At 60.0% G+C, this 26,709-nt stretch carries 20 protein-coding genes; 8 read left to right on the forward strand and 12 right to left on the reverse strand.

Features of this window, described 5'->3' with window-relative positions; translation table 11 throughout:
* Positions 1-327 precede the first annotated feature (327 nt).
* Positions 328-1,419, forward strand: coding sequence for a bifunctional DNA-binding transcriptional regulator/O6-methylguanine-DNA methyltransferase Ada (gene ada / locus SANT_RS02855; RefSeq protein ID WP_025420792.1), 1,092 nt, complete (start codon positions 328-330; stop codon positions 1,417-1,419).
* Between the two features lie 37 nt (positions 1,420-1,456).
* Here the strand turns inward: ada and SANT_RS02860 are convergent, their stop codons facing one another.
* On the reverse strand, positions 1,457-2,647 hold the full coding sequence (locus tag SANT_RS02860; protein WP_025420793.1) for a benzoate/H(+) symporter BenE family transporter: 1,191 nt from the start codon (positions 2,645-2,647) through the stop codon (positions 1,457-1,459).
* 211 nt (positions 2,648-2,858) lie between these two features.
* Between SANT_RS02860 and SANT_RS02865 the strand changes: the two genes are divergently transcribed.
* Positions 2,859-3,419, forward strand: a complete 561-nt coding sequence (locus tag SANT_RS02865) for a helix-turn-helix domain-containing protein (protein WP_025420794.1) — start codon at positions 2,859-2,861, stop codon at positions 3,417-3,419.
* 216 nt (positions 3,420-3,635) lie between these two features.
* Here the strand turns inward: SANT_RS02865 and dmsD are convergent, their stop codons facing one another.
* From dmsD to SANT_RS02885, 4 genes are read right to left on the reverse strand one after another with little or no spacing between them, the layout of a single operon-like run.
* On the reverse strand, positions 3,636-4,649 hold the full coding sequence (gene dmsD / locus SANT_RS24835) for a Tat proofreading chaperone DmsD (protein WP_335328935.1): 1,014 nt from the start codon (positions 4,647-4,649) through the stop codon (positions 3,636-3,638).
* Between the two features lie 42 nt (positions 4,650-4,691).
* Positions 4,692-5,552 carry a DmsC/YnfH family molybdoenzyme membrane anchor subunit gene (locus tag SANT_RS02875; RefSeq protein ID WP_025420796.1) on the reverse strand — a complete coding sequence of 287 codons (861 nt, stop codon included), beginning with the start codon at positions 5,550-5,552 and terminating at the stop codon, positions 4,692-4,694.
* A 1-nt stretch (position 5,553) separates the two neighbouring features.
* The gene (locus SANT_RS02880) at positions 5,554-6,171 is read right to left on the reverse strand and encodes a DMSO/selenate family reductase complex B subunit (RefSeq protein WP_025420797.1); all 618 of its coding nucleotides are present in this window, start codon (positions 6,169-6,171) and stop codon (positions 5,554-5,556) included.
* 10 nt (positions 6,172-6,181) lie between these two features.
* A complete protein-coding gene (locus SANT_RS02885) occupies positions 6,182-8,626 on the reverse strand; it encodes a DmsA/YnfE/YnfF family dimethyl sulfoxide reductase (protein ID WP_025420798.1) in 2,445 nt (814 codons plus the stop codon).
* A 458-nt stretch (positions 8,627-9,084) separates the two neighbouring features.
* Between SANT_RS02885 and SANT_RS02890 the strand changes: the two genes are divergently transcribed.
* Positions 9,085-9,549 carry a GNAT family N-acetyltransferase gene (locus SANT_RS02890; RefSeq protein WP_025420799.1) on the forward strand — a complete coding sequence of 155 codons (465 nt, stop codon included), beginning with the start codon at positions 9,085-9,087 and terminating at the stop codon, positions 9,547-9,549.
* 196 nt (positions 9,550-9,745) lie between these two features.
* Here the strand turns inward: SANT_RS02890 and phoA are convergent, their stop codons facing one another.
* Positions 9,746-11,185 carry an alkaline phosphatase gene (gene phoA, locus SANT_RS02895; RefSeq protein WP_038668147.1) on the reverse strand — a complete coding sequence of 480 codons (1,440 nt, stop codon included), beginning with the start codon at positions 11,183-11,185 and terminating at the stop codon, positions 9,746-9,748.
* A gap of 346 nt (positions 11,186-11,531) precedes the next feature.
* Here phoA and SANT_RS02900 point away from each other — a divergent pair, with 346 nt between their 5' ends.
* From SANT_RS02900 to SANT_RS02915, 4 genes are all read left to right on the forward strand, one after another.
* Entirely contained in the window at positions 11,532-11,795 is a 264-nt protein-coding gene (locus SANT_RS02900) for a helix-turn-helix domain-containing protein (RefSeq protein ID WP_025420801.1), read from the forward strand.
* Between the two features lie 71 nt (positions 11,796-11,866).
* The gene (locus SANT_RS02905; RefSeq protein ID WP_051440085.1) at positions 11,867-12,673 is read left to right on the forward strand and encodes an endonuclease/exonuclease/phosphatase family protein; all 807 of its coding nucleotides are present in this window, start codon (positions 11,867-11,869) and stop codon (positions 12,671-12,673) included.
* Positions 12,674-12,687: 14 nt separating this feature from the next.
* Complete coding sequence (clsB, locus tag SANT_RS02910) at positions 12,688-13,932, forward strand: cardiolipin synthase ClsB (protein ID WP_025420803.1); 1,245 nt, start codon at positions 12,688-12,690, stop codon at positions 13,930-13,932.
* A complete protein-coding gene (locus SANT_RS02915; protein WP_025420804.1) occupies positions 13,929-14,969 on the forward strand; it encodes a lysylphosphatidylglycerol synthase domain-containing protein in 1,041 nt (346 codons plus the stop codon). Before clsB ends, SANT_RS02915 begins: the two co-directional genes overlap by 4 nt.
* A 92-nt stretch (positions 14,970-15,061) precedes the next feature.
* Here SANT_RS02915 and SANT_RS02920 read toward each other — a convergent pair whose 3' ends face one another.
* The 3 genes from SANT_RS02920 to SANT_RS02925 form a co-directional block, all read right to left on the reverse strand.
* On the reverse strand, positions 15,062-15,943 hold the full coding sequence (locus tag SANT_RS02920) for a PhzF family phenazine biosynthesis protein (protein WP_025420805.1): 882 nt from the start codon (positions 15,941-15,943) through the stop codon (positions 15,062-15,064).
* Positions 15,944-16,766: 823 nt separating this feature from the next.
* On the reverse strand, positions 16,767-16,916 hold the full coding sequence (locus SANT_RS24575) for a hypothetical protein (protein ID WP_200867266.1): 150 nt from the start codon (positions 16,914-16,916) through the stop codon (positions 16,767-16,769).
* A gap of 383 nt (positions 16,917-17,299) precedes the next feature.
* On the reverse strand, positions 17,300-17,551 hold the full coding sequence (locus SANT_RS02925) for a hypothetical protein (protein WP_025420806.1): 252 nt from the start codon (positions 17,549-17,551) through the stop codon (positions 17,300-17,302).
* 235 nt (positions 17,552-17,786) lie between these two features.
* Here SANT_RS02925 and SANT_RS02930 point away from each other — a divergent pair, with 235 nt between their 5' ends.
* Positions 17,787-18,467, forward strand: a complete 681-nt coding sequence (locus SANT_RS02930) for a TetR/AcrR family transcriptional regulator (protein WP_025420807.1) — start codon at positions 17,787-17,789, stop codon at positions 18,465-18,467.
* Between the two features lie 417 nt (positions 18,468-18,884).
* On the opposite strand, the gene SANT_RS02935 is transcribed toward SANT_RS02930, so the two are convergent.
* From SANT_RS02935 to SANT_RS02945, 3 genes are read right to left on the reverse strand one after another with little or no spacing between them, the layout of a single operon-like run.
* Positions 18,885-20,291 carry an efflux transporter outer membrane subunit gene (locus tag SANT_RS02935; protein WP_025420808.1) on the reverse strand — a complete coding sequence of 469 codons (1,407 nt, stop codon included), beginning with the start codon at positions 20,289-20,291 and terminating at the stop codon, positions 18,885-18,887.
* Between the two features lie 27 nt (positions 20,292-20,318).
* Positions 20,319-23,423, reverse strand: a complete 3,105-nt coding sequence (locus tag SANT_RS02940; RefSeq protein ID WP_025420809.1) for an efflux RND transporter permease subunit — start codon at positions 23,421-23,423, stop codon at positions 20,319-20,321.
* Positions 23,420-26,632 (reverse strand): efflux RND transporter permease subunit, encoded by a 3,213-nt coding sequence (locus tag SANT_RS02945; RefSeq protein ID WP_025420810.1) that lies wholly within the window; start codon positions 26,630-26,632, stop codon positions 23,420-23,422. Before SANT_RS02945 ends, SANT_RS02940 begins: the two co-directional genes overlap by 4 nt.
* Positions 26,633-26,709: the final 77 nt, after the last annotated feature.

Genomic DNA, 26,709 nt, shown 5'->3' on the forward strand with positions numbered 1-26,709 from the left:
CCGCGAGGCGCCCTAGCTCGGACGAACCCTTTTCTCGCGGCAAGCCTTGTTAGCCTGGTCAGGCCGCTTGGGCGTTAAACCGGTAAGTGCGGCGTATCCACCCGGCCATCGTTGCCGATAGCGCCTGCAAAAGGGGCGTGCAGGCCGGGCAAGTGCGCGCGATAACTCTGGGCCGATCGTGGCGCGCACGGCGTTGCCTCCCGCGGGTCCCTGTGCCCTTTAGTCGAATTAAAAAGTCAGATCCGGTATTTCTTCCCTTAACTAACGTGGCATGCTGATGACAGGTAAGGGCCGGTTGCGGCCGCGACATTGACACGGGAGAAAACGATGGCTTCGACGAATGTGCCGGTAGATGAAATAACCCATGATCCCCGCTGGAAGGCGATTGAGCGTCGGGATACGGCGGCGGACGGCACCTTTGTATATGGCGTCGTCACTACCGGCATTTTCTGCTCGCCCTCTTGCGCCTCGCGCCGGCCACGGCCGGAAAATGTCCGTTTCTTCAGCGACGGCGATAGTGCGCTGGCGGCGGGTTTTCGCCCCTGTAAACGTTGCCGGCAAGGCTTGCCGTCGCGGGCGTCGGATCATGCGGCGCGCATCGCGCGCGCCTGCCGCCAGATTGAATCGGCACAGACGCCGCCGGCATTGAATGCGCTGGCGGCGCAGGCCGGCATGAGCGCCAGCCACTTTCACCGGGTGTTTAAAGCCGCGACCGGCCTCACGCCGCATGCCTATGCGGTAGGCTGTCGCCAGGGCCGCATGCGTCAGGCGCTGGCGGGCGCCGAGAACATTACCGGCGTGATGTATGATACCGGTTACCGGTCAAGCGGCCGTTTTTACAGCGAGGCGGAGCAGACGCTGGGGATGACACCTGCCATGTTCCGCGCCGGTGGCAAAGGGATGCGCATTCACGTTTCCGTTGGCCATTGTTCGCTGGGTGAGATTTTAGTGGCCCACAGCGAACGCGGTATCTGCGCCATTTTGCTTGGCGATGACGCCGGTCAGCTACTGCGGGAACTGCGCGAGACATTCCCCCACGGGGAGCTGCTGGGCAGCGATGCGGCGTATCAGCAGCGGGTTGCGCAGGTCATACGCTTTGTCGACGCGCCGCGATCCGGTCTCGATTTGCCGCTGGACATTCGCGGTACCGCTTTTCAGCAGCGGGTGTGGCAAGTGCTGCGCGCCATCGCGCCAGGGGAGACGCTAAGCTATCGCCAGGTGGCGGAGCGCGTCGGCGCACCCGGTGCGGTGCGGGCGGTGGCCGGCGCCTGTGCCGCCAATCTGCTTGCCGTGGCTATCCCCTGTCACCGGGTGGTCCGCAGCGACGGCACGCTGTCGGGCTATCGTTGGGGGGTTGAACGTAAACGCCAACTGCTGGCGCAGGAGGCCGACGACGGCGAGGCGCCGGGAGAGGAATAACGCTTTGCGCAGCCGCGGGCGCCGGGATGCGTTAGCGTTACACGCTGCGCCGGCGCCGCGTGGGCAGCAACTGTATTCCCCAGACCGCGATGCCCGCCATCAGGCCCCAGAACGCCGCGCCGATGCCGAGCAGGGTGATACCGGAGGCCGTGACCAAAAAGGTGATGATGGCCGCATCACGGTGCTCTTCGTCCTGAAGCGCGCGGTGCAGGCTGCCGGCGATGGTGCCGAGCAGCGCCAGGCCGGCGAGGGTATGGATGAGCGGAGCCGGCAGCGCGCTGAAAAGCTGGCCGATGGATCCGCCAAACAGGCCGGTAAGCAGATAAAATCCGCCGGCCGCCGCGGCCGCCATGTAGCGCCGGGCCGGATCGGGGTGCGCCTCCGGGCTAAGGCAGACGGCGGCGCTGATGGCGGCAATACAGATGGAAAAGCCGCCAAAGGGCGCCAGCACTAGCGATGCCAGCGCGGTCCAGGCGACGAGCGGTGATACCGGCGCAGGGTAGCCGGCGGCCTGTAGCGTCGCGACGCCCGGCGCGTTCTGCGAGGCCATGGTGACGATAAAAAACGGCAGGGCGATGCCCATTAACGAGGTAAAGTTAAAACGCGGCGTTATCCATTGCGGGGTGGCTATGTGCAGCGGTTGCGCGCCCATCGTAATGTCGCCCTGCCAGGCCGCCACCGCCAAACCCGCCGCTAGCGCTAGCAACACGGCGAAACGCGGCAGCAGCCGACGGGCGAGCAGGAAACACAGGCACATGGCGAACGTTAGAGTGAATTGGCTTTGCAGCGAAACAAACGCCGCCAGACCAAAACGCAGCAGTATCCCCGCCAGCATCGCCGCCGCAATGCTCTGTGGAATATGCGCCATCAGCCTGGCGAAAAGACCGGTGACGCCGCACAAGAGGATCAGTCCCGAGGCGAAAATAAACACCCCTATTGCCTCCGCCAAAGGCGTGCCCGGCAGGCTGGTGGCCAGCAGGGCCGCCCCGGGCGTTGACCAGGCGGTGAGTATCGGCATTTTGTACCACAGCGACAATCCGAGAGACGTGATGCCGATCCCCAGGCCGAGCATGGTCAGCCAGCCGCCGATTTGCGCCGGCGAAGCGCCGGCCGCCGCCGCTGCCTGAAAAATAATTGCCGCGGTACTGGTGTAGCCCACCAACACCGCGATAAATCCGGCGATAACGGCAGACAAAGAGAGATCGGATAGCCTTGCGCGGGCCGACATAGTATAAGATCTCCAAATTGAGCGCGCGCTCGCACGCCTGGCGTTGAACGGGGCCGTGCGCGCCGGGGTCTCGCGCGTGCCGGCAGGAAGTGAGTTATCGTGCGTTATAACGCACAGCCTGCCGGTGAAGATAGCATCGTGCGCGACAAGGTACAACCGCACTCAGCGCCGCTACGGGTATCCGTCCCGACCTCGAACCAGAAGGAATCCCATGCAAGGAGTAACCGAACAGATCGCCCACACGCTCAAGACCATGCGCAAAGTGCGCGGCTGGAGCCTGGCACATGCCGCGCAACATACCGGGGTGAGCAAAGCGATGCTCGGGCAAATTGAGCGCGGCGAATCCAGCCCCACCGTCGCCACGCTGTGGAAAATTGCCAGCGGAATGAATGTCGCCTTTTCGGCGTTTCTTGAGGATCAGGGGATTGCCGGCTGGGGCGGCCGGCGCAGCGAAGCGCCGGTGTTTCTTGAAACGGGGGGCGGTATGCGCGTGGTGTCGCTGTTTCCCTTCGATCCGGCCTTGGGATTTGAAATGTTCATCGTCGATCTGGCCCCTGGGACGCGCAGCGTGTCGTCACCGCATGCCAGGGGCGTGGTAGAGCATGTTGCGGTAATCGAAGGCGTTCTGGCGTTGACGGTTGACGGCGTGGCGCATCGTTTGACGGCGGGGCAGGGCATACGTTTTGCAGCCGACTGCCAGCATAGCTATCACAACCCGAATGCGGATCGGGTGCGGTTCCATGATTTGATCCATTATCCCGAGCTGGCCTGAGCGGCACACCGCGCCGGACCCGGCACGGGCGCTCGAACCTGCCAACGCGAGAATCGGCAGGCGCTTAACACAACGGCATTGACTGTGGCGGCCGCTCGATCCTGCCAGCGCTTGATCGAGCCGACGCTAAATCCCGCCAATGCCTGACACAGGCCGTTCTCAACCTCCAGGCTGCGCTTTATAACGCTCAATCCAGCCCTGCCGGGCGTTAATTGCTTAGCGGTATAACTTGCGCACCGGCGGGGTCAGCCCGCGGTATTGGCGCCAGTGCGCCAGCGTGATCCGCGTCAGACGGCCGAGTCCCTGATAAAAAGGGTGCACGGTGCCCTCGCAAAGCAGCGTCAGAAAACGCGGCGCCCAAGGCAGAAGATGCTCCTCCAGCAGGGTATCCAGCGAGGACGGGGCGTTTTCCGCCAGCCAGGCGCTGAGCAACAGCAGCAGACCGCAATGATCTTCCGGTTCATTCGTCGCCAGAGCGGGAGCGATCCCTCGCTGTCGTAGCCAGGCCCGCAGCGCCAGCGTGGATTCGCCGTATACTACGCTTTCCTCATCCAGATAAACCGATCCCCATTGGGGAGCGGGTAGCGCGTGCGGCCCGAGAAACAAGCGCTGAAATTCCTGCTCCAGGGTTGCGCGCTGGTCGGCGACCAATCCCTGTTGCATTAACGCCCCTGCCTCGGCCAGCCCCGGCAGCGCCGGCCACTCCTCCAGCCAGGCATCCCCGGCCAGCGCATGCAGCAGCGGTTGCTGCTCCGGCCGTGCGGGGGAGTAATAAAGCAAGGCCCCCAGCGTTCGGCCGGTAAACGCTATCGTGCGGAGCGCCTCCTCTGGTGAAGCGCAAAGTGCGGTTGCCTCGCCGTTGGCGGACGTGCCGCAATGTAGGGCTGCATCGCCGTTGCCGGCAGCGCCGCAAGATGGGGTTGCCTCGCCGTTGGCGGACGTGCCGCAATGTAGGGCTGCTTCGCCGTTGCCGGCAGCGCCGCAAGATGAGGTTCTCACGCCGTTGCCGGCAGCGCCGCTAGATGAGGTTGCCGCGTCGTTGCCGGCAGCGCCGCGATGCGCCGTTGCTCTGCCGCCGCAAGCCGCACCGCAATCCACGGTAACCGCGCCGACGTCGGACGGGCGGCTATCCGCCGACGCCGCGCGAAGATCGCCGTTGCCGCGCTGGCGAACCGCCCCCGGCCGCGGCGAACAATCACGGCGTTGAGCAGGAGAAAAATCAGTCATCATCGACTCCTTGGCAAGGCGGGCAGCCACCGACCGCCCGCGCGCTTAACCGGCAACCGCCATACCGACGGTCATATGCAGGCCGTAAAACACCGCGCGGCCGATGAGTTCGCCGCACAGAACCCATAGCATTCCGAACGCCAGTCCGCCGACCGGCGGCGTTTTACCGCGCAGCAGCGGCAACAGCCAGAACGCTAGACCCAGCACCAGCAGCACCAGACGGCCGGCCATCAGCAGGCCATAATCGGGAATAAGCGTCGCTGCTTGCTGCACCGAGCTGTGGATCGTCGGCAACTGGCTGGCCTGCAAAATCACCACCAACAGGCTCGCCAGCAGGGCAAGGGCGCTCACCCAGGGCAGGTAGCGCAGGGCGGCGTCCGGGATCCCCGCCGCGCGCAGCAGCAGATAGCCGAGCAGCGGCCCGCCTATCAGCACCGTCAGCACAAAGCCGAGCGGCGTAAAGACGCTGTACCAGGTCGGCACGGTATCGATAAAATACACCCGGCCCATGGCATACAGAAATACCAGTCCCGCCAGCGCGATCGCCACCAGCCAGGGTTTATCCAGCCGCAGGGGCAACCGGTTCAGCACCGCCAGCAGCCAGTAAAGCCCCCCCAGGGCGAAAAACAGCGAACCGGTGGCTATCTCATTGCTCAAGGGTGAGGCGCCCAGCCGATTAAGGGCGTTCATAGCGCGCAGCGGCGATCCCAAATGCAGCATCGACGCGGCGAAGCCCACGCCCATCAGCGCCCACAGGAAAAACATCATCCTGCGCACCCGGCGGCCGCTGTCGGCCGACAACCGCCCGCCGAGCAGCAGCGCCGCCATCGCCAAATAGCCGCCGATCACGCACTGGCCGGCCACGGTGAAAAACATCAACGGCCATTCATGCCATCCATTACCCATGCTACACCTCCCGCGGGTTTGCCAAATAACCGGTGGTATCGCCCACCGGCCGGCTATTGCTATTGGCCTTTAACACCAGATTGGGCCGGGTGAAACGTGCCGGCGGCAACGGGGCGACTTCCGCCAGCTGACCGTACTTGGCGCGCAGTTGGTCGATAGGCGCCAGATCCAGCGCCCGTAAGGGGCAAGAGTCAACGCAGATGGGTTTTTGCCCTACCGCCACCCGTTCGTGGCAGCCATCGCACTTGGTCATGTGGCCCTTGTTGGCATCGAACTGCGGCGCGCCATAAGGGCAAGCCATATGGCAATAACGACAGCCGATGCAGATCTCTTCATTGACCACCACAAACCCATCTTCCCCTTTGTGCATGGCGCCGCTTGGGCAGACTTTCACGCAGGCCGGGTCTTCGCAATGGTTACAGGCGATGGAAAGATAGTAGGCGAAGACATTCTGATGATAACTGTCGCCGTCCTGCTGCCAATCGCCGCCGGCATATTCATAAATACGACGAAAACTGACCTGCGGCGACAGGTTTTTATAATCCTTGCAGGCCAGCTCGCAGGTTTTACAGCCGGTGCAACGTTCGGAATCGACATAAAATCCGTATTGAGTACTCATGACCGACTCCCTACGCCTTCTCTATCTGGATAAGATTGGTATGCTGCGGATTGCCCTTCGCCAGCGGCGATGGACGCTGCGTGGTGAGGGTATTAATACAGCCGCCGTGGTCCACCTTATCGCCGTTCATATCCGCCTGATGCCAGGCGCCCTGGCCGATGGCGGTGACGCCGGGTAAAATGCGCGGCGTGACTTTTGCCATAATGCGGACTTCGCCGCGGTCGTTGAACACTCTGACCCAATCGCCGTTTTTGATTTGCCGCGAACGGGCGTCGAGGGGATTTATCCAGATTTCCTGCTGGCAAGCGGCCTGGAGAACATCGATATTGCCGTAGCTGGAGTGCGTTCGCGCTTTATAATGGAATCCCGCCAGTTGCAGGGGGAAACGCGTGCGTAGCGGGTCATCCCAGCCCTCAAAGCTTGAGGCATATTGCGGCAGCGGCGTTATGGTGTCACCCTGTTGCAACTGCCAACGGGCGGCGATATCCGCCAGCTGCGCCGAGTAGATCTCGATTTTCCCCGACGGGGTTTTTAGCGGATGGCCCGCTGGATCCTCGCGGAATTGGCGGTAGGCGACAAAATGGCCGTCGGGATCGCGCCGTTTGTAAATGCCCTGCGCCTTGAGCGTTTCATAGTCGGGCAACTGGGGATCGCGCGCGCGCATTTTATCGTAGAGATAATGCAGCCACTCTGATTGGCTGCGGCCTTCGGTGAACCGCTGCAGGACATCGTCCCCCAGCCGCCGGGCGATCTCGCTGGTCATCCAGTAGAGGGAGCGGCGTTCAAATTTCGCGCTGGTCGCCGGCTGGCCAAAAATCAGATAGCCCATGTTACCGGCATAATCATTCGGCACGATATCTTCCTGCTCGGTGGTCATCAAATCCGGCAGCAGCAGGTCGGCGTACTTCGCCGACGAGGTCATAAAATTTTCAACGACCACGATCATCTCGCAATCCTTATCGTTTTGCAGGATCTCGTGGGTGCGATTGATGTCGGAATGCTGATTCACCAGCGTATTGCCGGCATAATTCCAGATAAACTTAATCGGGACGTCGAGTTTATCTTTGCCCTGTATGCCATCTTTCAGCGCGGTCAATTCCCGGCCGCGGGCGATGGCGTCGGTCCACAAAAACACCGGTATTTTTGTTTTCACCGGGTTGGTGCCCACCGGAAGCCGTTCGATGGTGATGGTGTAGGTGGATTCGCGGGCGCCGCTGTTGCCGCCGTTGATGCCGACATTGCCGGTAAGGATAGGCAGCATGGCGATGGCGCGCGCGGTTTGCTCGCCGTTGGCCTGTCGCTGCGGCCCCCATCCTTGGCAGATATAGGCCGGTTTTGTACTGCCGATTTCCCGCGCCAGCTTGATAATGCGATCGCGCGGGATAGTGGTGATTTTTTCCGCCCAGGCGGGCGTTTTGGCGATGCCATCGTCTCCTTCGCCGAGAATATAGGCTTTGTAATGCCCGTTGGCGGGCGCGCCGGCAGGCAGCGTTTTCTCGTCATAGCCGATGCAGTAAGTATCGAGAAACGCCTGATCCACCAGATTTTCGGTGATGAGAACCCAAGCGATGGCGTTCACCAGCGCGGCGTCGGTGCCGGGACGGATGGGGATCCACTCATCCTCGCGGCCGGCGGCGGTGTCGGTATAGCGTGGGTCGATGACGATCATGCGCGCCTGCGAGCGTTCCCGCGCCTGCTCCAAATGATAGGTAATGCCGGCGCCGCTCATGCGGGTTTCTGCCGGGTTATTACCGAACATCACCACCAATTTGGTGTTGACGATGTCCGAGGTGCTATTGCCTTCATTACTACCGTAGGTATAGGGCATGGCGGCGGCAATTTGCGCGGTGCTGTAGGTACCGTATTGGCCAAGCGATCCGCCATAGCAATTCATCAGCCGGGTGACCAGCGAGCCGGAGGGGGACGACCGGCAAAAGTTGCCGCCGGTAATGCCGGAACTGTAATGAATGAATACCGCTTCGTTGCCGTAATCCTTGACGATCCGCTTTAGATTGGCGCTCAGGGTGTCCAGCGCTTCATCCCAACTGATGCGCTCAAATTTACCTTCGCCACGCTTGCCGACCCGCTTCATCGGATAATTCAGGCGGTCGGGATGATTCATACGGCGGCGTATAGAGCGGCCGCGCAGGCAAGCGCGCACCTGATGATCGCCATACTGGTCGTCGCCGGTGTGATCGGTTTCCACCCAATACACCTCATCATCCCGCACGTGCAGGCGCAGCGCGCAACGGCTGCCGCAGTTTACCGAGCACATGCTCCAGACAACGTTATCTTGCGCGGCGGCGGGCGCGATGGACTCGGCGTGCGCCTGGCGAAAGGGCAGAGGCAGGGCATGGCTGGCCAGCAATAAACCGCCGGCCGCGGTGCCGCCTTTAAGCAGGTTACGCCGGCTGATTGCGACCGGCTCCTGCGGGGAAAAGGAATTGGTTTTCATCGATCACCCATTGATTGCTCACAAAAATTGAACCGTTTAGCGCAAGCTCAGTTAATATGTTATGGAAACTATTGGCTTGCAGGCTAATGATGAACCTATGAACGGATGCGTAACTTGCTTTCACGCAATGTTATTGCGGTTATTCGCCGTCCCTGCCTGAGAATGTGACAGGGATAGCGTTATTGGCGACGTTATCGCGTTATGGCGCGCCGGTGCCAAGTGCCAAGTGCCAAGTGCCAAGTGCCAAGTGCCAAGTGCCAAGTGCCGAGTGCCGAGTGCCGAGTGCCGAGTGCCGAGTGCCAAGCGCCAAGTGCAAGGCGAGATGCTTGCGGGCGCAGCAGGACAGCAGTCCGTAATGCGGCGACACAGGCCAGGAATGAGGGGCGCAATACCCATTCATATCAGTCGCCGCCGGTCCGGCAAGGTCTGTTTTTTTTCCTAAGCACAACGGATATCAAATGATTACACTTCGAGATATGACCGCGGCGGAGTTTGCCGTTTATCTGCCTAGCGCAGTTGAAGAGTACGCGCGCGATCTCAGCGACAACCATGGCTATTCGCTGAATGTTGGGCGCGATAACGCCGCGCGCATAATGCATGATTATCTCCCGGACGGGCATGAAACCGTCGACCATCGATTGTGGTGCATCGTGCGCGATGGCGAGCTGGTGGGCTATCTGTGGGTCAGCTTGCGCGATCGACCGCAGGCTTATATCTGCGATTTCAGTATTCTGCCCCCTTGGCGCCGCCGAGGCTACGGCCGCGCCGCGTTGACGGCGCTGGATAACGAACTTGCGGCCGCGGGATGTACCGAGGTGGCGCTGCGGGTGGCGGCGAATAATCCCCACGCCCGCGCGTTGTATGAAAGCAATGCCTTCCACCTTACCGGCTATACCATGGCCCGCCAGCTGGTACAGCAGTGAGAAGCCAGCGCGTTCGGGCCACTTGCGCCTGATAGCGCTAGCCTGTGCGGCGCGCTGCCGGTTAAGGCGGGTTTACGACGGCGCGATGCGGGTTCACCGCAAACCCATCGGCCCTCGGGAGGCTTAGGATGACTTCAACCCTAATTTCCCGAAGGCGCGGGTGACTTCGACGCCATCGCGCCGGCAAGGCGCAGAATTACTTCAACCCCATGGCATCGCGCAGGGTATAAAACAGATCGGTCTGGTCAGTCAGGCCGGCGACATTGGCCGCGTGGGGACCGTACGCGGCGATGCGCAACTGGGTTCCAGTATGGCCCTGCGATTCAGCGTCCTCTGAATTACCGTAGCTGATGGCCATTACCGCGCCGTCTTTGGTGATAAGCGCCTGTGTCAAACCCGGCGCCTTGGCGTCAGCCTCGATAATCTGGCTGGAATGCGCATGGTCAGCGGTCACCACCACCAGCGTATTGCCGTCGGCGCGGGCAAACGCCAACGCCTGCTGTACCGCCTCATCCAAATCCACCGTTTCGCCGAACTGGCCGCAAGGATTGGCGGCATGATCCTGTTTATCGATGGACGCGCCCTCCACCTGCAGGAAAAAGCCCTGCGGATTGACTTTCAACAAATCAATGGCCTTGCGGGTCATCATCGCCAGCGTCGGCACGCTGGCGCTACGGGACGGATTGTCGACACAGGTGACGGGCTGCCCATCGACATTACCGTGATAGACGGCTTTAGGCCCCTGCCAGCGTACCGGCATGTTGCCCTCGGCAAACAGCCCGAGCAGCGGTTGCTGCTGATTCGCGACGGTGACGGCGTTCAGACTCTCAGCATCGTCCACCAGCCGGTAACCCCGCGCCAAGGCCTGTTCCCGCAGGCTTTTTCCCTGCCACTGGCCGGCCTTCGCCTGCTCGGCAAATGTCTTGCCGCCGCCCCCCAGGGTGACGTCGGCCCGCGCCGCCAGCAATTGCTCCGCAATCGAGCCGCGGCCATTATTTTCCAACGCCTGGGCGCTGCAAAGCTCGCTGGTCTTCTCCGGTCCATAACATTTGCGCGAGCTGACGTGGGCTACCAGCGCCGCCGGCGTGGCATCTTCCAGTTCGGCAGTGGACACGTTACCGGTGGCTTTACCCGCCGCTTTGGCCATTTCCAGAATCGTCGGGCGGTCTTGTCCGCGCACGTCTACGCCCAGCGCACCATTGTATGTTTTGACGCCGGTCGACCAGGCGGTGGCCGATGCGGCGGAATCGGTAACATAACTCGGTTTATGGCTGGTCTTATCCAATGAGTAATGGGTGTACTGACCGGTTATTGGCAGCGCGTCTATGCCCGGAAACATCTTTCCCGCGCCATAAGCATAATTACGCGCGGCGGTGATTTCGGAATCCCCCATGCCGTCGCCAATAAGCAAAATGACGTTTTTAGCCTGGCGGTTGCTTAGCGCGGCGGCCAGCGCGGCGGTCTGATCGCCTTGCAGGCGGCGGGCGCCGCCGGGTTGGGTGATATCGCCGTGGGCCGAGCGATCGGCCAACACATCATCCGCGGCCATCGCCGGCGCGGCAATACCGGCGCCGGCAAGAAGAACGGCGCTTATTACCAGAGAGAGAAGTGAAGCTGAACCAGAGGAATGCGGCATAATAACAGGACTCCCATTGTCATTTTAGTGTCTTAAACCTGACCGGAGTCTACGAAAGCGCGATGACGTTTTTATGACAGCGCCACGCCCGCATTGCTGCGCCGGCGCTACAGCGGGATGCCGTATTTCGGCGGCGTGGTTACTGCTGCGGGCGGCGTGTCGTGGCGGAGTCGGCGCTCTGGGCGGCGTGCGCGACAGGTGCCGGGCGGCAGGTATGGCAGGCGCGGCGGCGCTCTGGCGCACGAGGTAGCTTGGATGCGCCGGCGCTACAGCGGGTGGCGCAGTTGTGTCTTGGGAGCTACGATTATAAGCATGCTTATTTACTGACGTTTAAACGGATATGTCGATGACGACACTTGCTGATATCTCGGCGATGTTAAAACACGCCCGCCGTCACGCCGGTCTATCTCAAGAAATGCTGGCGCAGCGCGCGGGGGTGGCACGTACTACCGTGGCGCGCATGGAGACACAGGCCAACAATGATATGAGCGTCTCCGCGCTGGTGCGTCTGCTGGACGCCGCGGGGTTCGATTTACGCGCCGTCTTGCAGGGCGACTATTCCCTTGAGCGTTTTCTCACCCGGCAGCGACAGGACGAAAATGTCCGCTGATAAGGGCCATAGTGCCGCGCCGCGGCATGACCTAACGCGCGAGGTTGTCTGTTTATTAGGGGTTTGGCGACATGCTTCGAGCTGAAAGTCAGGACGATAATTTGACCACCAGGGTTAACCGGGCCGGTCAGGGCTTTTCGTTCAAGGTCCTGACCATTAACACCCATAAAGGTTTTGCCGCCTTTAATCGGCGCTTTATTCTGCCCGAGCTGCGGGAAGCCGTCCGTACCGTCTCGCCGGACGTGGTGTTTTTGCAGGAGGTGCTGGGCGCCAACGAGAAACACGCCAAGCGTTTTGAGAATTGGCCCGTGGTGCCGCAATATGAATTTCTTGCCGACAGTTTATGGGAGGATTTCGCTTACGGCCGCAACGCGGTCTACCCCGATGGCGATCACGGTAACGCGCTACTCTCCCGTTTTCCCATTCGCCGATATCAGAACGTGGATATCTCGGTGGCGGGAGAGGAGAAGCGCGGTATGCTGCACTGCGAACTGGCGGTACCGGGTTACGCGGGCGCCCCGCTGCATATGATTTGCGTTCATTTAGGGCTGCGCGAGCAGGACAGACAAGCCCAACTGCGGCAGGTGAGCCGTCATGTCAACGCGCTGCCCGGCGATGCGCCGGTGGTGGTAGCGGGGGATTTCAACGACTGGCGCCAGCGCGCCAGCCCGATTCTGCACCGCGCCGCGGGGTTAAAAGAGGTGTTTACCGAAGCCCATGGCCGGCCGGCCCGTACTTTTCCCGCGCGTTTTCCCCTGCTGCGGCTGGATCGCATCTATGTGCGCAACGTCCGTATCAGCCAGCCGACGCTGTTAGCGAAACGTTCCTGGTCTCATTTGTCCGATCACGCGCCGCTGGCGGTGGAGATCCATTTATGAGTAAGCCTGACACCATGAACATGGAGTGGCGCGAAGGCAATCGCATTAAGCTTCTGGAAAACGGCGAAGCGTTTTTTCCGCGCCTGCACGAGCGAATTCACGCCGCCGAAAAAGAAGTGCTGCTGGAAACCTTTATCCTGTTCGAGGATAAAGTCGGCCGCGAACTGCAACAGGTGCTGATTGCCGCTGCGCAGCGCGGCGTGCGCGTGGAATTGACGGTGGACGGTTACGGCTCGCCCGACCTTTCCGACGATTTCGTCGCTGCGATGACCGGCGCCGGCGTCCGTTTTCGCTACTACGATCCCCGACCGGCGTTTATGGGAATGCGCACCAATCTCTTTCGCCGCCTGCACCGTAAAATCGTGGTGGTGGATGCCCATTTGGCGTTCGTCGGCGGCATCAACTTTTCCCATGAGCACTTAAGCGATTATGGCCCGCAGGCCAAACAGGACTATGCGGTGGAGATTGAGGGACCGGTGGTAGAGGATATCCACCGCTACTGCCTGCGTGCCTTGTATAAACGCGACGAGCAGCGCAATTGGTGGGGACGTCGCTCCCGCCCGCCGGCCCCTAACCGCCGGCCCGGTGATGCCCAGGCGCTGTTCGTTTATCGTGATAACGATGAGCATGCAACCGATATCGAGCAGCATTATCTGGAAATGCTGCGCAGCGCCAAGCGCGATGTGATTATCGCCAACGCCTATTTTTTCCCCGGCTATCGCCTGCTAAAAGAGATGCGCAACGCCGCCCGGCGCGGCGTCAATGTTGTACTGATCGTGCAGGGTGAACCGGACATGCCGATAGTCCAGGTGGGCGCGCGCATGCTGTATCACTACCTGGTGCCGGAAGGGGTGAAAATTTATGAATACTGCCGTCGGCCGCTGCATGCCAAAGTGGCGCTGAAAGATGACGCCTGGGCGACCGTGGGATCGAGCAATCTCGACCCATTGAGTCTGGCGCTCAATCTAGAAGCCAACGTCATTATTCACGATCGCGCCTTTAACCGCGAGCTGCGGGATAACCTTGACCGACTTATCGCCAACGACTGCCAATGGGTGGATGAAAGCAAAGTGCCGCGACAGACCTATTGGCATTTAGCGAAAAGCGTGCTGGTGTTTCATTTTCTGCGCCACTTTCCGGCATGGGTCGGCTGGCTGCCGGCGCACACGCCGAAGCTGGCGCTGGTGCCCGCGCCGGTGCAGCCGGAAATGGAAACGCAAGATCGTACCGATACGGAAAATGGGAGCGTGAAACCATGAGCCGCTCCTCCTCCTACCAGCGTCACGGCAGCCGGCGCGGCGACGACGCTAAGCGCGGTTGGCTGACCTGGGGCAAAAGAGTCGTTACCTGGCTGTTTTTAATCGCCGTGATCGTATTGATGGTGGTGTATGCCGGCAAGGTGGACTGGGACGACGTGCTGCATGCGCTGAAGAATTATAGCCCCGGCGCCATGCTGGCGGCGATTGGTTTAGTGGTGGTGAGTTACCTGATTTATGGCGTTTACGACCTGATCGGGCGCGCTTACTGCGGCCACAAACTGGCCAAGCACCAGGTGATGCTGGTGTCGTTCATTTGCTATGCCTTTACCCTCACGCTCAGTACCTGGGTGGGCGGTATCGGCATGCGCTACCGGCTGTATTCGCGGCTGGGGCTGTCCAATAGCGCCATTACTCGCGTTTTTACCCTGAGTATCGCCACCAACTGGCTGGGATATATCCTGCTGGCCGGGCTGGTGTGCGCTTTTGGCGTTATCAAGCTACCGGCCAGCTGGGGTATCGGCGAAGTGGCGCTGCGGCTAATCGGCGTCGGACTGCTGGTATTTATCCTGGCGTATCTGGGCTTGTGCGCCTTCTCCAAGCGCCGCCGCTGGACGGTTCGCGGGCAAAAACTGGTGCTGCCGTCGTTACGTATGGCGGTAGCGCAACTGGGGGTGTCCGTTGCTAATTGGATCGTCATGGCGGGCATCATTTATATTTTGCTGAACGACAAAGTGGGCTTCCCGCTGGTGCTGGGCGTATTGCTGGTAAGCAGTATTGCCGGGGTGATTATCCATATTCCGGCCGGGATTGGCGTGCTGGAAGCGGTATTTGTCGCCATGCTGCACGGCCAGTCTATCTCCCATGGCACGATTATCGCCGCGCTGCTTGCCTACCGCGCCCTCTATTTTATCGCACCGCTGCTGCTGGCGATTGTGCTTTACCTCGGGTTGGAAAGCCGCGCGAAGGCCTTGCGTGCCAAAAACGAGCGCGACCTGCAACAGCAAGCGCCGGACGGTGACGAAGCGCCGCCGGCGTAGCGGGTGGGGCGTGATGTCGAGCAAAGCGCGATGGGGCCGCGATAGGCCTGAACTCTGCGCAGGCCATACAGGCTACAGCGGGTTTGCGCGGCTTAAAGCGTGATGTTTCCCTCGATTAACGTCGCGGAATAGCCGCCAATCCAGGGTTCGGCCCGCAGGTAATCCACAAACACCCGCCCGTCGCGCTGCCTGCAGGTGCCTTGACGTACCCGATAACTTTCGGCGAACGCTGGATTGCCGGCAAAGTCACGCTGCGGCAGCAGCCGCGCAAGACAAGCGTTGGCGCTGCCGGTGACGGGATCTTCCACCAGGCAGCCGTGCTCGATGATAAATGCCCGCATTTCAAAATCGACATCGCCCGCCGGGGCATGCCGACCATAAAAGGCAACGCCGGTGGCGCCGCACTGCGCCAGCAGCTCGGCCAGCGCGGTAACTTGCGGTTGCAGCGCTAAGCAGACGTCGGCGCTGGACACCTCGACCATTAACCAGCGAATGCCCATATCCACCACCGTTGGCGCCCCCTTGCCCGTCGAAGGTTCTCCTCCGGCGGCCGCGGCCAACAATCCATAACTCTGTGCGGAAAGCGGCGTCATTGTCGCCTTGGGCGCCTCGAAAGCCAGCATACCGTCACGGGCGATAGCAATTGTGACGTTACCGATGCCGCACTGCTGCACCAGATGACCGGGGAGTTTCGGTTTAAAGCCGTTTTCCAGCAGTGCATGAGCGGTACCCAGGGTGGGATGGCCGGCAAAAGGCAATTCACCGGCTGGCGAATAGATTTTCACCTGATAATCGGCCTGTGGCTCTGAGGGCGGCAGTACAAAGGTGGTTTCTGACAGATTAGTCCAACGGGCGATAGCCAACATCTGGTCATCAGACAGGCCATCCGCATCCATTACGACCGCCAGCGGGTTGCCATTGAGCGGCACCGCGGAAAAAACATCGACTTGTTTGAAACGTCGTAATTCACTCATAATTTTCCTGGTAATCATCGGGCCAAAAGGATTGCCGCGCGCGGGCTTTCAAGAGTAAGACTACTCCAAGCGGCGTATAATGAGAAAATTCCTGTTACGCCATCCCGCCGGCGTTATTTTTCAGGATCGTCATCCCCATAACGTTGGGCGGTATTATGCCTCTCGATAGAATAACGCCAGCAAGAAAGAATTCGCCGGCAAATAAATAATGTCAGGTAATGGCGGCCCGCGTGAAATTATTAATGACCATTTTAGGCAAATACAGCGAATGGCAGGGTACAAAACGAGCCCGATGCGCGATCATACTCGCTGCGCTTTGGGCGAGCACGGCAACGGCTAAGCGACAGGCGCCGATTAGGCCATAATAGCACTCTGATATAGACGGCTTTTTTTGGCTCGCCAGGGATAAGTGAAATGCTTTGCGCCGCCCGGCACATCGATCGGCAATCCTCCGCAAACCGACGGCGGTATAGATGTATTTTCATTAATCTATCGGCGGAACGGGACCGGCTAATTGCTGCAGCGGTGTAAGACGACTCGCCTGCGGAGGTTAGAGGATGGGACGGAGCGGCTTACGGCGGGAGGCGTGTGCCCGCACTCGCCCACGCCCACCCACGAGAGCGTCTGGACGTCGCGGCCAGCGAAGGGGAGAGTTTGCCTGTCTGCCCCGGTGAGCGGAAGGGACTGGGATGGCCGACGAGCGAAGGGGAATGGGCTGGATCCGCCCGTCGGCGAGAGGGCCTGGACGGGCCGCCACGCGAACGGGATGCAGTTGACGGCGCCGCCGGCGGCCGGAAGACGCAAAGGCCGCCGGCGGGCCCGGTTAACGTGGCGGACCGCCCTGCCAATGCGGACCGCCGCCGCCGGGGCCACCGCCGCCCCAACCGCCACCGCCGCCGGGGGGCGGCCACAGACAACCGCTCAGGGCGGCGCTCAGAAAGACAATGCCGAGAAACATAATTAAATGACGCATGCATTAACTCCATGGATTAATAATTTGATGTATCAAATCATTCACCGGGGAGGTATTTTGATCAATGCTCGACAGAGTAAAGGAATTGTAAAATCAATGACCGCTGTAACAAGCTGCGGATAATTAATACGACCAGCGGAAAAAAAAGAAACGGCGATGATGAACACTATAGGAAGAAGCTGAATAGTCGTCGTTTAATAGAATGGAAATGACAATCAAGAGAAGTCTTAATTTAATCTCGTATCGTTTATTATCGCATTAACTTGCAACTTCCTGTCCGTGTCCCAGGATGGTGATTCCGACTCGCTTTAGGCCAAAAAAAAGACCGCCCTTTGGCGGTCAATCATGCAGACGGCGGTTCCCCGGTTTTGCCGGGTGTGGGTTTAATTATAAATGACGGCGGTGCCGTGCATGTCGCGTTGCCCCGACAGTGAGGTCGGGGGATAGCTTGGGGAGTGGTCTCCGTTCACTTTATCTCCCGGCTCGCCATAAAAGGTGCCCACGCCGCTATGGCTGGAGGTCGCGACCAACGCAATGGGCAGGAGCTCATGTGCCGGAGGCTGAACTGCGGCCAGCGCGCCGGAGGAGAGTAGGCTGAGGGCGGCGGCAATGAACAATATTGGTCTGTTTTTCATCGAATTTTCTCCCGACTACACCGTCAGAAGGATGGCGGTTGAATAAATAGTTAACATTTGATAACTAAATGATAGACCGCAGCGGCTGATGAAGCAAGACAATATTTTAATGATCATTATAATAATGCTTTCCCATGCGCACATAATGCAAAAACTCTCTCGACACCGGGGGGAGTATTTTTTATAATGACCATTAATTTAGTGTATTTTTTCACCATTCGGCAAGAGAGGAACTATGAGCGACCATCAAGCCGCCTGTGTCAAAAAGGGGCGCGGGCGTCCGAAACAATTCGACCGTGAAACCGCCCTGGACCAAGCACTGCAACTGTTTTGGCGCCATGGCTATGAAGCGACTTCCCTTGCCGATCTGGTCGAGGCCACGGGGGCCAAGGCGCCCACGCTGTACGCTGAGTTTGGCAATAAAGAAGGGTTATTCCGTGCCGCGGCGGAGCGTTACGTAACCAAGTTCGCCGAAAAGGGTAAAGCCCTGCTGGCGCGCCCCGGTCTTTCCGTCACGCAAGCCATTGAAGACTTTTACCGCGCCGCCGCGGCGATGTTTACCGATAAAAGTTTACCGTCCGGTTGCTTTATCATTTGTACCTCGGCAGCGCTGGCCGCGTCGTCGGATGAAGTGGCGCAGATCCTGCGCTCGCGCCACCATTTGCAAGAACACACGCTGCTGGATTTTCTGTTGACGCGGCAGCAGCAGGGGGAACTCCCGGCCAGCACCGACTGTGCGGGTCTGGCAAAATATCTCGCCTGCACGCTGCAGGGGATGTCGGTTCAGGCGCGAGACGGCGCCAGCGAAGACGATCTCAACGGCATTGTCAGCACGCTGATGGCGGTCTGGCCGACGTTAAGCCAAACCTGCCGGCATATGAGCGGCGCGCAAGCGGCCACGGCCGAACACGCCTGATAGCCCATCTGATTTCCGTTGAGGCCAGCGCCAGTGCCTATGCTGGCCGCACGAACGAGGGGGCTCCGGGGCAGCCTCGCGCACCGGTAAAGTTCACCCGCGTTCCGCATGATTGATTCCCACGCAATGCCGGTGACATTTTCACCCGCCCCTGCTGCGATGCCCCCCGCATTTCCGTTGGAATTTCCTCGCGCTCCTGCCGTGAGGCCAACGCATTCCCGCTGGCGCTTTCACGCATACCCACTGTGATTTTCATGCGCTGTCGCTGGGACGCCCCCCAGGAAACGGCTGTTCTTTTCCAATGTGCCATCGCGGTAGCGGGTTAACCCCCAAGCGCCGGGCGGTATCCGTTGCGCCCTGCGGATGATAACCCTCGCAGAGGGCGCCCCCGGCGTCGTCCGGAAGCGCCTGGCATCGCTAGGGCGCCGCGGCGTCTTCCGGCGCCTGCCAGCCGCCGCCGAGGGCAACGATCAGTTGAACGCTGGTCACCCACTGCGTGCTTTGCAGCGATAACAGACTCTGCTGCTGAGAAAGACTGGTGTTTTGCGTAGTGGCGACATCGAGGTAATCAATCATCCCCGCTTCATACTGATTATACGTGACCCGTGCCGATTCCTGCGCGGCCTGCGCCGCCCGCTGCCGGGCCGCGATTTCGCTCTCTAGGGTGCGCAACTGCACCAAATAATCCTCCACTTCCTGGAACCCCGCCAGCACCGTTTGGCGATAGCTGGCGACGCTCGCGTCATAGCTGGCCTCCGCTTGTTCCACCTGCGCTTTGGTGGCCCCGAAATCCAGTAGGGTGCCGCTTAATTCCGGCCCCAGCGACCAGGTCCGATTGGGCAGCGACAGCAGATTGTGCAGCGCGGCACTGGTGAAGCCCCCGCTGGCGCTGAGGGTCAAATCGGGATAATAGGCCGCTTTGGCGACGCCGATTGCGGCGTTGGCGGCCGCCACGTTGCGTTCGGCATAGGCGATATCGGGACGGCGCTGCAATAACTGCGACGGCAGCGATGGCGGAATCGCAGGCATGGCGGCGATAAGGGGCGCGGCGGGCAGGCTGAACGCCGACGGCGGTTTGCCCATTAACACCGCGATTGCATGCTCCAACTGGGCGCGCTGCCATTGCACATCGAGCGCCGAGGCGCGGGCGCTCTCAAGGGTCGTTTGCGCCTGCGCCAAGGTATCGCGCCCTTCGCTGCCGGCCTGATATTTATTATTGATGATGCGTACGTAGCGCTCATAAGCGGTAATGCTTTGCTGATACAGCGCCAGTTGCTGATCCATCACCCGCAGTTGGAAGTAGTCCTGTGCCAGCGTTGATTGCGCGCTGAGGGTGATATTGGCCAATTCCGCCTCGCTTGCCTGGGCGCTAGCGCGATTTTCTTCCAGCGTGCGGCGCAGCTTGCCCCACAGATCCAGTTCCCAACTGGCGCTGGCGGTGGCGCTATGGCTATTGCTGGTCGTGCTGCTGTTGCCCGACCGGGTGCTGGAGGCCGTACCGGTGACGCTGGGATAAAGATCGGCGCGCGATTCCCGCGCCAGCGCCAGCGCCTGGCGATACAGTGCCTGATATTGCGCGACGTTTTGATTGGAAATTTGCACTTGGCGTAGCAGGTCGGACAGGACCGGATCCCGATACACCGCCCACCATTCGCCTTTGCTGAGCTGATCCTGCGGCGTTGCCCGGGTCCAACCCTGGGCTTCTTTAAACTGCAACGGCACTTCCGTCGCGGGCCGGTGATAGTCCGGTCCCACGCTACAGCCCGCCAGCGTCAGGGCCAGCGCCAGGGGGAGTAACTTCAGTGCGCGGTGTAAATCATTCATTATGGTGTTTTCACTCTTTTAACGGCTTCATGCCGTGCCGGTTTTACGCAAGCGATGCCAGGCGCGCTGACTATTGCGGCTAAGACGATCGAGGTAGAGATAAACCACCGGCGTTGTAAACAGCGTCAACAGCTGACTCAAGGCCAGCCCGCCGGCGATGGCCATCCCTAGCGGGCTGCGCAGATCCGCGTCGCCGCCGCTGCCGAGCGCCAGCGGCAGCGCGCCAAAAAAGGCCGCCAGCGTGGTCATCATAATCGGCCGGAACCGCATCAGACAGGCCTGGGTGATGGCCTGCTGCGGCGTGAGCCCCTGATTGCGTTCGGCCGCCAGGGCAAAATCGATCATCATGATGGCGTTCTTTTTCACAATCCCTATCAGCAACAAGATGCCGATCAAGGCGATCACCGTCAACTGGGTGCCCGTGACCAGCATCAGCAACAGCGCCCCCAGACCGGCCGAGGGCAGGGTGGATAATATCGTCAGCGGATGAATATAGCTTTCATACAATACGCCGAGCACAATATAGACCGCCGCCAGCGCCGCCAGGATAAGCCAGGGCATTGACGCGGCCAGCGCGGCAAACGCCTTGGCGGTTCCCTGGAAGCCGGCCTGGATGGTGCTGGGCAGGGCGATCTTCACCATCGCGTCCTTAATCGCCGCCTGCGCCTGCTCCAGCGACACGCCATCGGCCAGGTTAAAGGCGACGGTACTGGTGGCGGATTGCCCCTGATGCGCCACCGACAACGCCGCATTGGCGCTGCTAAAAGTAATGAACGCCGATAACGGGATCGATTCGCCGTTGTCGTTCACCACAAACAGTTTTTTCAATACTTCGGCATCGCCGGTATAGGCTTCGTTAAGTCCCATAATCACATGATATTGATTCAGGGTTTTGTATATTGTCGCCACCTGGCGCTGGCTGAAGGAGTTATTGAGCATCGCGTCGAGCATGTCGGCATTCACGCCCAGCCGGGTGGCTTTGTCGCGGTCGATGTTTAACATGATCTCTTGGCCGCCGTTTTCGCTGTCGGCGTCCACGCTGGTCAGCTCGGGGAGCTTTTCCAGCGCCGCCTTCACTTTCGGCGTCCAGACGCGCAACAGATTAAGATCATCGGCCTGCAGGCTGTATTGATAAGAGGCGTTGGCGCTGCGTCCGCCGATATGAAGATCCTGCGCCGCCATGAGAAACAGCTGCATGCCTGCCTCATTGCGGAATTTATTGGTCAGCCGGTTCGCCACCACGGTTGCGCTATCGCTGCGTTTGTCATAATCCTTCAGGCGCACGAAAAATGTACCGCTATTGCGTGATCCGAAAGCGCCGCCGCCGATGGATGACATCACGCCGTCCACCGCCGAGTCCTGCTGGATGAGTTTGGCTATCGCCTCGACTTTGGGCTTCATCGCCTGGAAAGAGATGTTTTGATCGGCGCGCACCATCCCCATTAGCAGGCCGGTATCCTGATTGGGGAAGAAACCTTTTTGCACCACGCCGTATAAAAAAAGATTCAGCATGATAGTCAGCACCAGGCTAAAGAGCGTTAGCCTTTGGTGACGCATCACCCACCCCAGTGCCAGGGCATATCCCGCCAAAAGCCTGGCCAGCCCGCTCTCGATCAGCAAATACAACCGGTTGGGGCGTTTGCTCACCGGCGGTTTGCGCCGCAGCAGACGCGAACACAGCATCGGCGTCAGGCTCAGTGACACCACCATCGAAATCAGCAGCGAGACGGTGAGCGTAACGGCGAATTCCCGAAACAGCCGGCCGACGATACTGCCCATCAGCAGAATGGGAATGAACACCGCCACCAGCGACAGCGTCATCGCCAGGACCGTAAAACCGACTTCCTGCGCACCCTTAATCGAAGCGCGCACCGGCCCCAGGCCTTCTTCGATATAGCGGGTGATGTTTTCCAGAACCACAATGGCGTCATCCACCACAAAGCCGGTGCAGATAATCAGCGCCATCAACGACAGGTTGTCCAGACTGTAATCCAGCAAATACATAACCGCGCAGGTACCGATGAGCGACACCGGCAGCGCCAGCGCCGGAATAATCACCGCCTGCAGATTGCGCAGGAAAATAAACACCACGGCGATCACCAGGAAAATCGCAATCAGCAGCGTCTCCTCGGTGTCGTACAGCGAGGCGCGGATGGTGGGGGAGCGGTCCACGACCTTATGCAGCTCGACATCGCCGGGCAGCTCTGCCTGTAGCGCCGGCAGCGCGGCGTTGATGGCATCAATGGTTTCCAGCATATTCGCGCCGGCCTGGCGGGTGACGCCGATCATCACCGACGGGGTTTGATTATAAAAGCCGATGTTGTATTTATCTTCCACCGAATCGGTGACGGTGGCGACATCGCTTAAACGGATGGCGGTGCCGTTGATATAGGTGATAATCAGCGACCGATAATCCCGCGCCTTGTCCAACTGGCCGTTACCGTCCACCACAAACGAGGTAGTTGCACCCTGCAACATGCCTTTGGGTAAATTGGTGGTGCTATTGGCGATGGCGCTGCGCACCGTATCGAGTGAAATCCCCAGATGGTTTAGCATTTGCGGCTGCAAATCGATACGCACCGCCGGGAGCGCGCTGCCGAGTAGCGACACCTGACCGACCCCCTGCACCTGGGCGATTTTCTGCTGAATGGTGCTTGAGGCCAGATCGTAGAGCTCGCCGCTGGCGCGGGTGTTGGAGGTCAGGGCCAGCATGACGATGGGCGCATCGGACGGATTGGCTTTGCGGTAAGTGGGCAACGACGGCATGCTGCTCGGCAGCAAGCTGCGCGCGGCATTGATGGCCGCCTGCACATCGCGGGCGGCGCCATTGATATCGCGGTCGAGCTCAAACTGCAAAATAATCCGGGTCGATCCCGTGCTGCTGCTGGAGGTCATCTCGGTGACGCCGGCAATCTGGCCCAGCGATCGTTCCAGCGGCGTGGCCACGGTGGCCGCCATGGTTTCCGGGCTGGCGCCCGACAGGCTGGCGCTGACCATGATGGTGGGAAAATCCACCTGCGGTAGCGGCGCCACCGGCAACAGCCGGTAGCCCAGTAGGCCAAGCAGCAAAATGGCCAGCGTGAGCAGCAGCGTCGCCACCGGCCGGAAGATGAACAGCCGCGAGATATTCATGGCGCCGCTTGCCTGCGTTTACGCCGCACGAAGCGCTGGCCACGTTGCGCCAGGCCGTCAAACCACAGATAGATAACGGGCGTCGAGAACAGCGTCAGCACCTGACTGAAGATAAGACCGCCGACAATCACCAGCCCCAGCGGCTGGCGAAGTTCGGCGCCGGAACCGTGGGCCAGCATCAACGGCAGCGCGCCCAGCAGCGCGGCCATGGTGGTCATCAGAATCGGCCGGAAACGCAGCAGGCAAGCCTGATGAATGGCCTCGCGCGGCGTCATGTGGTGCTTGTTTTCCGCCTCCAGCGCGAAGTCGATCATCATGATGGCGTTCTTTTTCACGATGCCTATCAGCAGGATAACGCCGATAAGCGCAATCAGGCTGAATTCGGTGTCGGCGAGCAGCAAGGTCAGCAGCGCGCCTACCGCGGCCGAGGGCAGGGTGGAGAGAATGGTGACCGGATGGATAAAGCTCTCATACAAAATCCCCAGTACCACGTACATGGTGAGCAGCGCCGCCAGAATCAGCCACAGCGTATTACCGGTGGCGCTCTGGAAGGCAGAAGTCTCACCCTGATAGCGCAGGGTAATGCTCGACGGTTGCTCAAGGGACTGGCTGACCTGCGTGATCGCTTTCTGTGCGTCTTCTATTGAATAGCCGTCATTGAGATTAAACGACACGGTTACCGCCGGGAACTGGTTCAGCCTGACATGGACCAGCGATCCTGTCCGGCGGTGCACCGTGGCGATAGAGGTCAGTTTGACCATCGCCGTCGCGCTGCCCGAGCTGGAACTCGAACTCGAACTCGAACTCGAGCTAGAACTGGAGCTGGAACTGGAGCTGGAACTGGAGCTGGAACTGGAACTGGAGCTAGAACTGGAGCTTGAGCTCGTCGCCAAATAAATATCATCCAGCGAGGCCGGCGATTGTTGATATTTGGGCTGAACCTCCAGCACCACCCGGTACTGATTAGATTGGGTAAAAATTGTCGATACCAACCGCTGCCCGAAGGCGTTATACAGCGCGGTGTCCACATCCGCCGCGGTGATGCCGTAGCGCGCCGCGGCGTCGCGATTGAGCTCCACGTACACCGTTTGCCCCTGATCTTGCAGATTGCTCACCACATCGCTGAATTCGGGCTCCTGCTGCAGGCGCGCGACGAGTTTCGGCGTCCAGTTAACCAAATTTTCGCTATCGGCATCATCGAGAGTGAATTGATACTGGCTGGGCGTGACCTGATCGTTGACCGTCAGATCTTGTGAGGATTGCAGATACAGCGTAATGCCCGCGACCTGTTGGGTGGCCTCTTTCAGCTGTTTGATAATGACATCGGCGCGATCGTCGCGATCCGCAAAAGGTTTTAAATTGATTTGCAGGCGGCCGCTGTTCAGGCTGGTATTGTTGCCGTCGATACCGACCGTGGAGGAGACGCTTTCCACCTGTGGATTCTTGAGGATATCGTCCACCAGCGCCTGCTGTCGCCGAGCCATCTCGCCGAAGGAAACGTCCTGCGAGGCAATCGTCACCCCTTGAATCAGACCGGTATCCTGCTGGGGAAAGAAGCCTTTCGGCACCAAAACATAGAGTAACGCGGTCAGCGCCAGCGTCGCCAGCGCCACCAGCAGCGTCAGGCGCTGATGGTCAAGTACGATAATCAGCAGCCGATCGTAGCCGGCGATAAGCCGGTCGAAAATCTCGCCGCCCTTACGGTAAAAACGGCTCTGTTCCGCCTCCGGGATATGGCGCAGCAGATAAGCGCATAGCATTGGGGTGAGGGTGAGCGACACCAGCATCGATACCAGAATCGATACCGCCAGGGTGATGGCGAACTCCCGGAACAGACGGCCGACCACATCGCCCATAAACAGCAGCGGAATTAATACCGCTATTAGCGAGAAGGTCAGCGAAATGATGGTAAAACCTATCTGTCGGGAGCCGTTAAGCGCCGCCTGCATGGGCGTTTCGCCCTCTTCCAGCCGGCGGGAAATATTTTCTACCACCACGATAGCGTCATCAATAACGAACCCGGTGGCGATAGTGAGCGCCATCAACGACAGATTGTTCAGACTGAAACCGGCCAGATACATCACGCCGAAGGTTCCCACCAGCGACAGCGGCACCGCCACGCTAGGGATAAGGGTCGCGGCGATGTTGCGCAGGAAGAGGAACGTCACCATCACTACCAGCGCAATGGACAGCATCAGCTCAAACTGCACGTCGCTGATGGAGGCGCGAATGGTCTGGGTGCGATCGGACAGGATCTGGATCTTGACCCCGTCCGGCAGCGCGGCCTGCAGCGTGGGAAGCTGCGCTTTAATATTATCCACCACTTGAATAACGTTGGCGCCCGGCTGACGCTGGACGCTGATGACAATCGCCGGATTACGGTTGGCCCAGGCGGATTGAAAGGTGTTTTCTTCCGCTTCCTCGATCTGGGCGATATCTTTCAGCCGCAGGGCGGCGCCGTTCTGATAGGTGAGAATGAGATTGCCGTATTCGGCGGCGGTGCGTAGCTGATCGTTGGCGTCGATGGTGATCGAATGATAACGCCCGTCGAAGCCGCCTTTAGCGGTATTGACGTTGCTATTGCCGATAAGCGTATTCACGTCTTCCAACGTCAGATGATGCGCCGCGAGCGCGCGGGGATCCATTCGTACCCGGATCGCCGCCTGATGACCGCCCGCCAGGGTGACCATACCGACGCCTGAGATCTGCGATAATTTTAGCGCCAGACGGGTATTGACCAGATCTTGTACTTGTATCAGCGGCAGCGTATCCGAACTCGCCGCCAGGGTGATGACGGCGGTATCCGCCGGGTTCACCTTTTTATAGGTGGGCGGGTTGGGCAAATCGTTTGGCAGCAGGCTGTTGGCGGCATTGATTGCCGCTTGCACTTCTTGCTCCGCCACATCCAGCGACAGGTCGAGGGAAAATTTCAGCGTGATGACCGATGCTCCGCCTGAACTGGTGGAATACATCTGGCTGAGGCCGGCCATCTGGCCGAGCTGCCGCTCCAGCGGCGCGGTGACCGACGATGCCATCACATCGGGACTGGCGCCGGGGTAAAGCGTAGTCACCTGGATCGTGGGATAATCCACCTGGGGCAGCGCCGAGGTGGAAAGCATTTTGTAGGCGAAAAGCCCGGAAATCAGCACCGCAATCATCAATAAAATGGTGGCGACCGGGCGCTCGATAAAAAGTCTGGAAGGGTTCATTGCGCGGCGCCGTCGTTACCGCCGGTCGTCGAGACGCGCTGCGTCGCCGCGCTGCCGGTGTGGCGGCGGGTGACGCC

The sequence above is a fragment of the Sodalis praecaptivus genome, from assembly GCF_000517425.1.
In the GTDB taxonomy this organism is placed as follows: Bacteria; Pseudomonadota; Gammaproteobacteria; order Enterobacterales; family Enterobacteriaceae; genus Sodalis_A; species Sodalis_A praecaptivus.

Coding starts and splice junctions, on each gene's coding strand:
- ada (WP_025420792.1), top strand. CDS start 328: ATGGCTTCGACGAATGTGCCGGTAGATGAAATAACCCATGATCCCCGC.
- SANT_RS02860 (WP_025420793.1), bottom strand. CDS start 2,647: ATGTCGGCCCGCGCAAGGCTATCCGATCTCTCTTTGTCTGCCGTTATC.
- SANT_RS02865 (WP_025420794.1), top strand. CDS start 2,859: ATGCAAGGAGTAACCGAACAGATCGCCCACACGCTCAAGACCATGCGC.
- dmsD (WP_335328935.1), bottom strand. CDS start 4,649: ATGATGACTGATTTTTCTCCTGCTCAACGCCGTGATTGTTCGCCGCGG.
- SANT_RS02875 (WP_025420796.1), bottom strand. CDS start 5,552: ATGGGTAATGGATGGCATGAATGGCCGTTGATGTTTTTCACCGTGGCC.
- SANT_RS02880 (WP_025420797.1), bottom strand. CDS start 6,171: ATGAGTACTCAATACGGATTTTATGTCGATTCCGAACGTTGCACCGGC.
- SANT_RS02885 (WP_025420798.1), bottom strand. CDS start 8,626: ATGAAAACCAATTCCTTTTCCCCGCAGGAGCCGGTCGCAATCAGCCGG.
- SANT_RS02890 (WP_025420799.1), top strand. CDS start 9,085: ATGATTACACTTCGAGATATGACCGCGGCGGAGTTTGCCGTTTATCTG.
- phoA (WP_038668147.1), bottom strand. CDS start 11,185: ATGCCGCATTCCTCTGGTTCAGCTTCACTTCTCTCTCTGGTAATAAGC.
- SANT_RS02900 (WP_025420801.1), top strand. CDS start 11,532: ATGACGACACTTGCTGATATCTCGGCGATGTTAAAACACGCCCGCCGT.
- SANT_RS02905 (WP_051440085.1), top strand. CDS start 11,867: ATGCTTCGAGCTGAAAGTCAGGACGATAATTTGACCACCAGGGTTAAC.
- clsB (WP_025420803.1), top strand. CDS start 12,688: ATGAACATGGAGTGGCGCGAAGGCAATCGCATTAAGCTTCTGGAAAAC.
- SANT_RS02915 (WP_025420804.1), top strand. CDS start 13,929: ATGAGCCGCTCCTCCTCCTACCAGCGTCACGGCAGCCGGCGCGGCGAC.
- SANT_RS02920 (WP_025420805.1), bottom strand. CDS start 15,943: ATGAGTGAATTACGACGTTTCAAACAAGTCGATGTTTTTTCCGCGGTG.
- SANT_RS24575 (WP_200867266.1), bottom strand. CDS start 16,916: ATGCGTCATTTAATTATGTTTCTCGGCATTGTCTTTCTGAGCGCCGCC.
- SANT_RS02925 (WP_025420806.1), bottom strand. CDS start 17,551: ATGAAAAACAGACCAATATTGTTCATTGCCGCCGCCCTCAGCCTACTC.
- SANT_RS02930 (WP_025420807.1), top strand. CDS start 17,787: ATGAGCGACCATCAAGCCGCCTGTGTCAAAAAGGGGCGCGGGCGTCCG.
- SANT_RS02935 (WP_025420808.1), bottom strand. CDS start 20,291: ATGAATGATTTACACCGCGCACTGAAGTTACTCCCCCTGGCGCTGGCC.
- SANT_RS02940 (WP_025420809.1), bottom strand. CDS start 23,423: ATGAATATCTCGCGGCTGTTCATCTTCCGGCCGGTGGCGACGCTGCTG.
- SANT_RS02945 (WP_025420810.1), bottom strand. CDS start 26,632: ATGAACCCTTCCAGACTTTTTATCGAGCGCCCGGTCGCCACCATTTTA.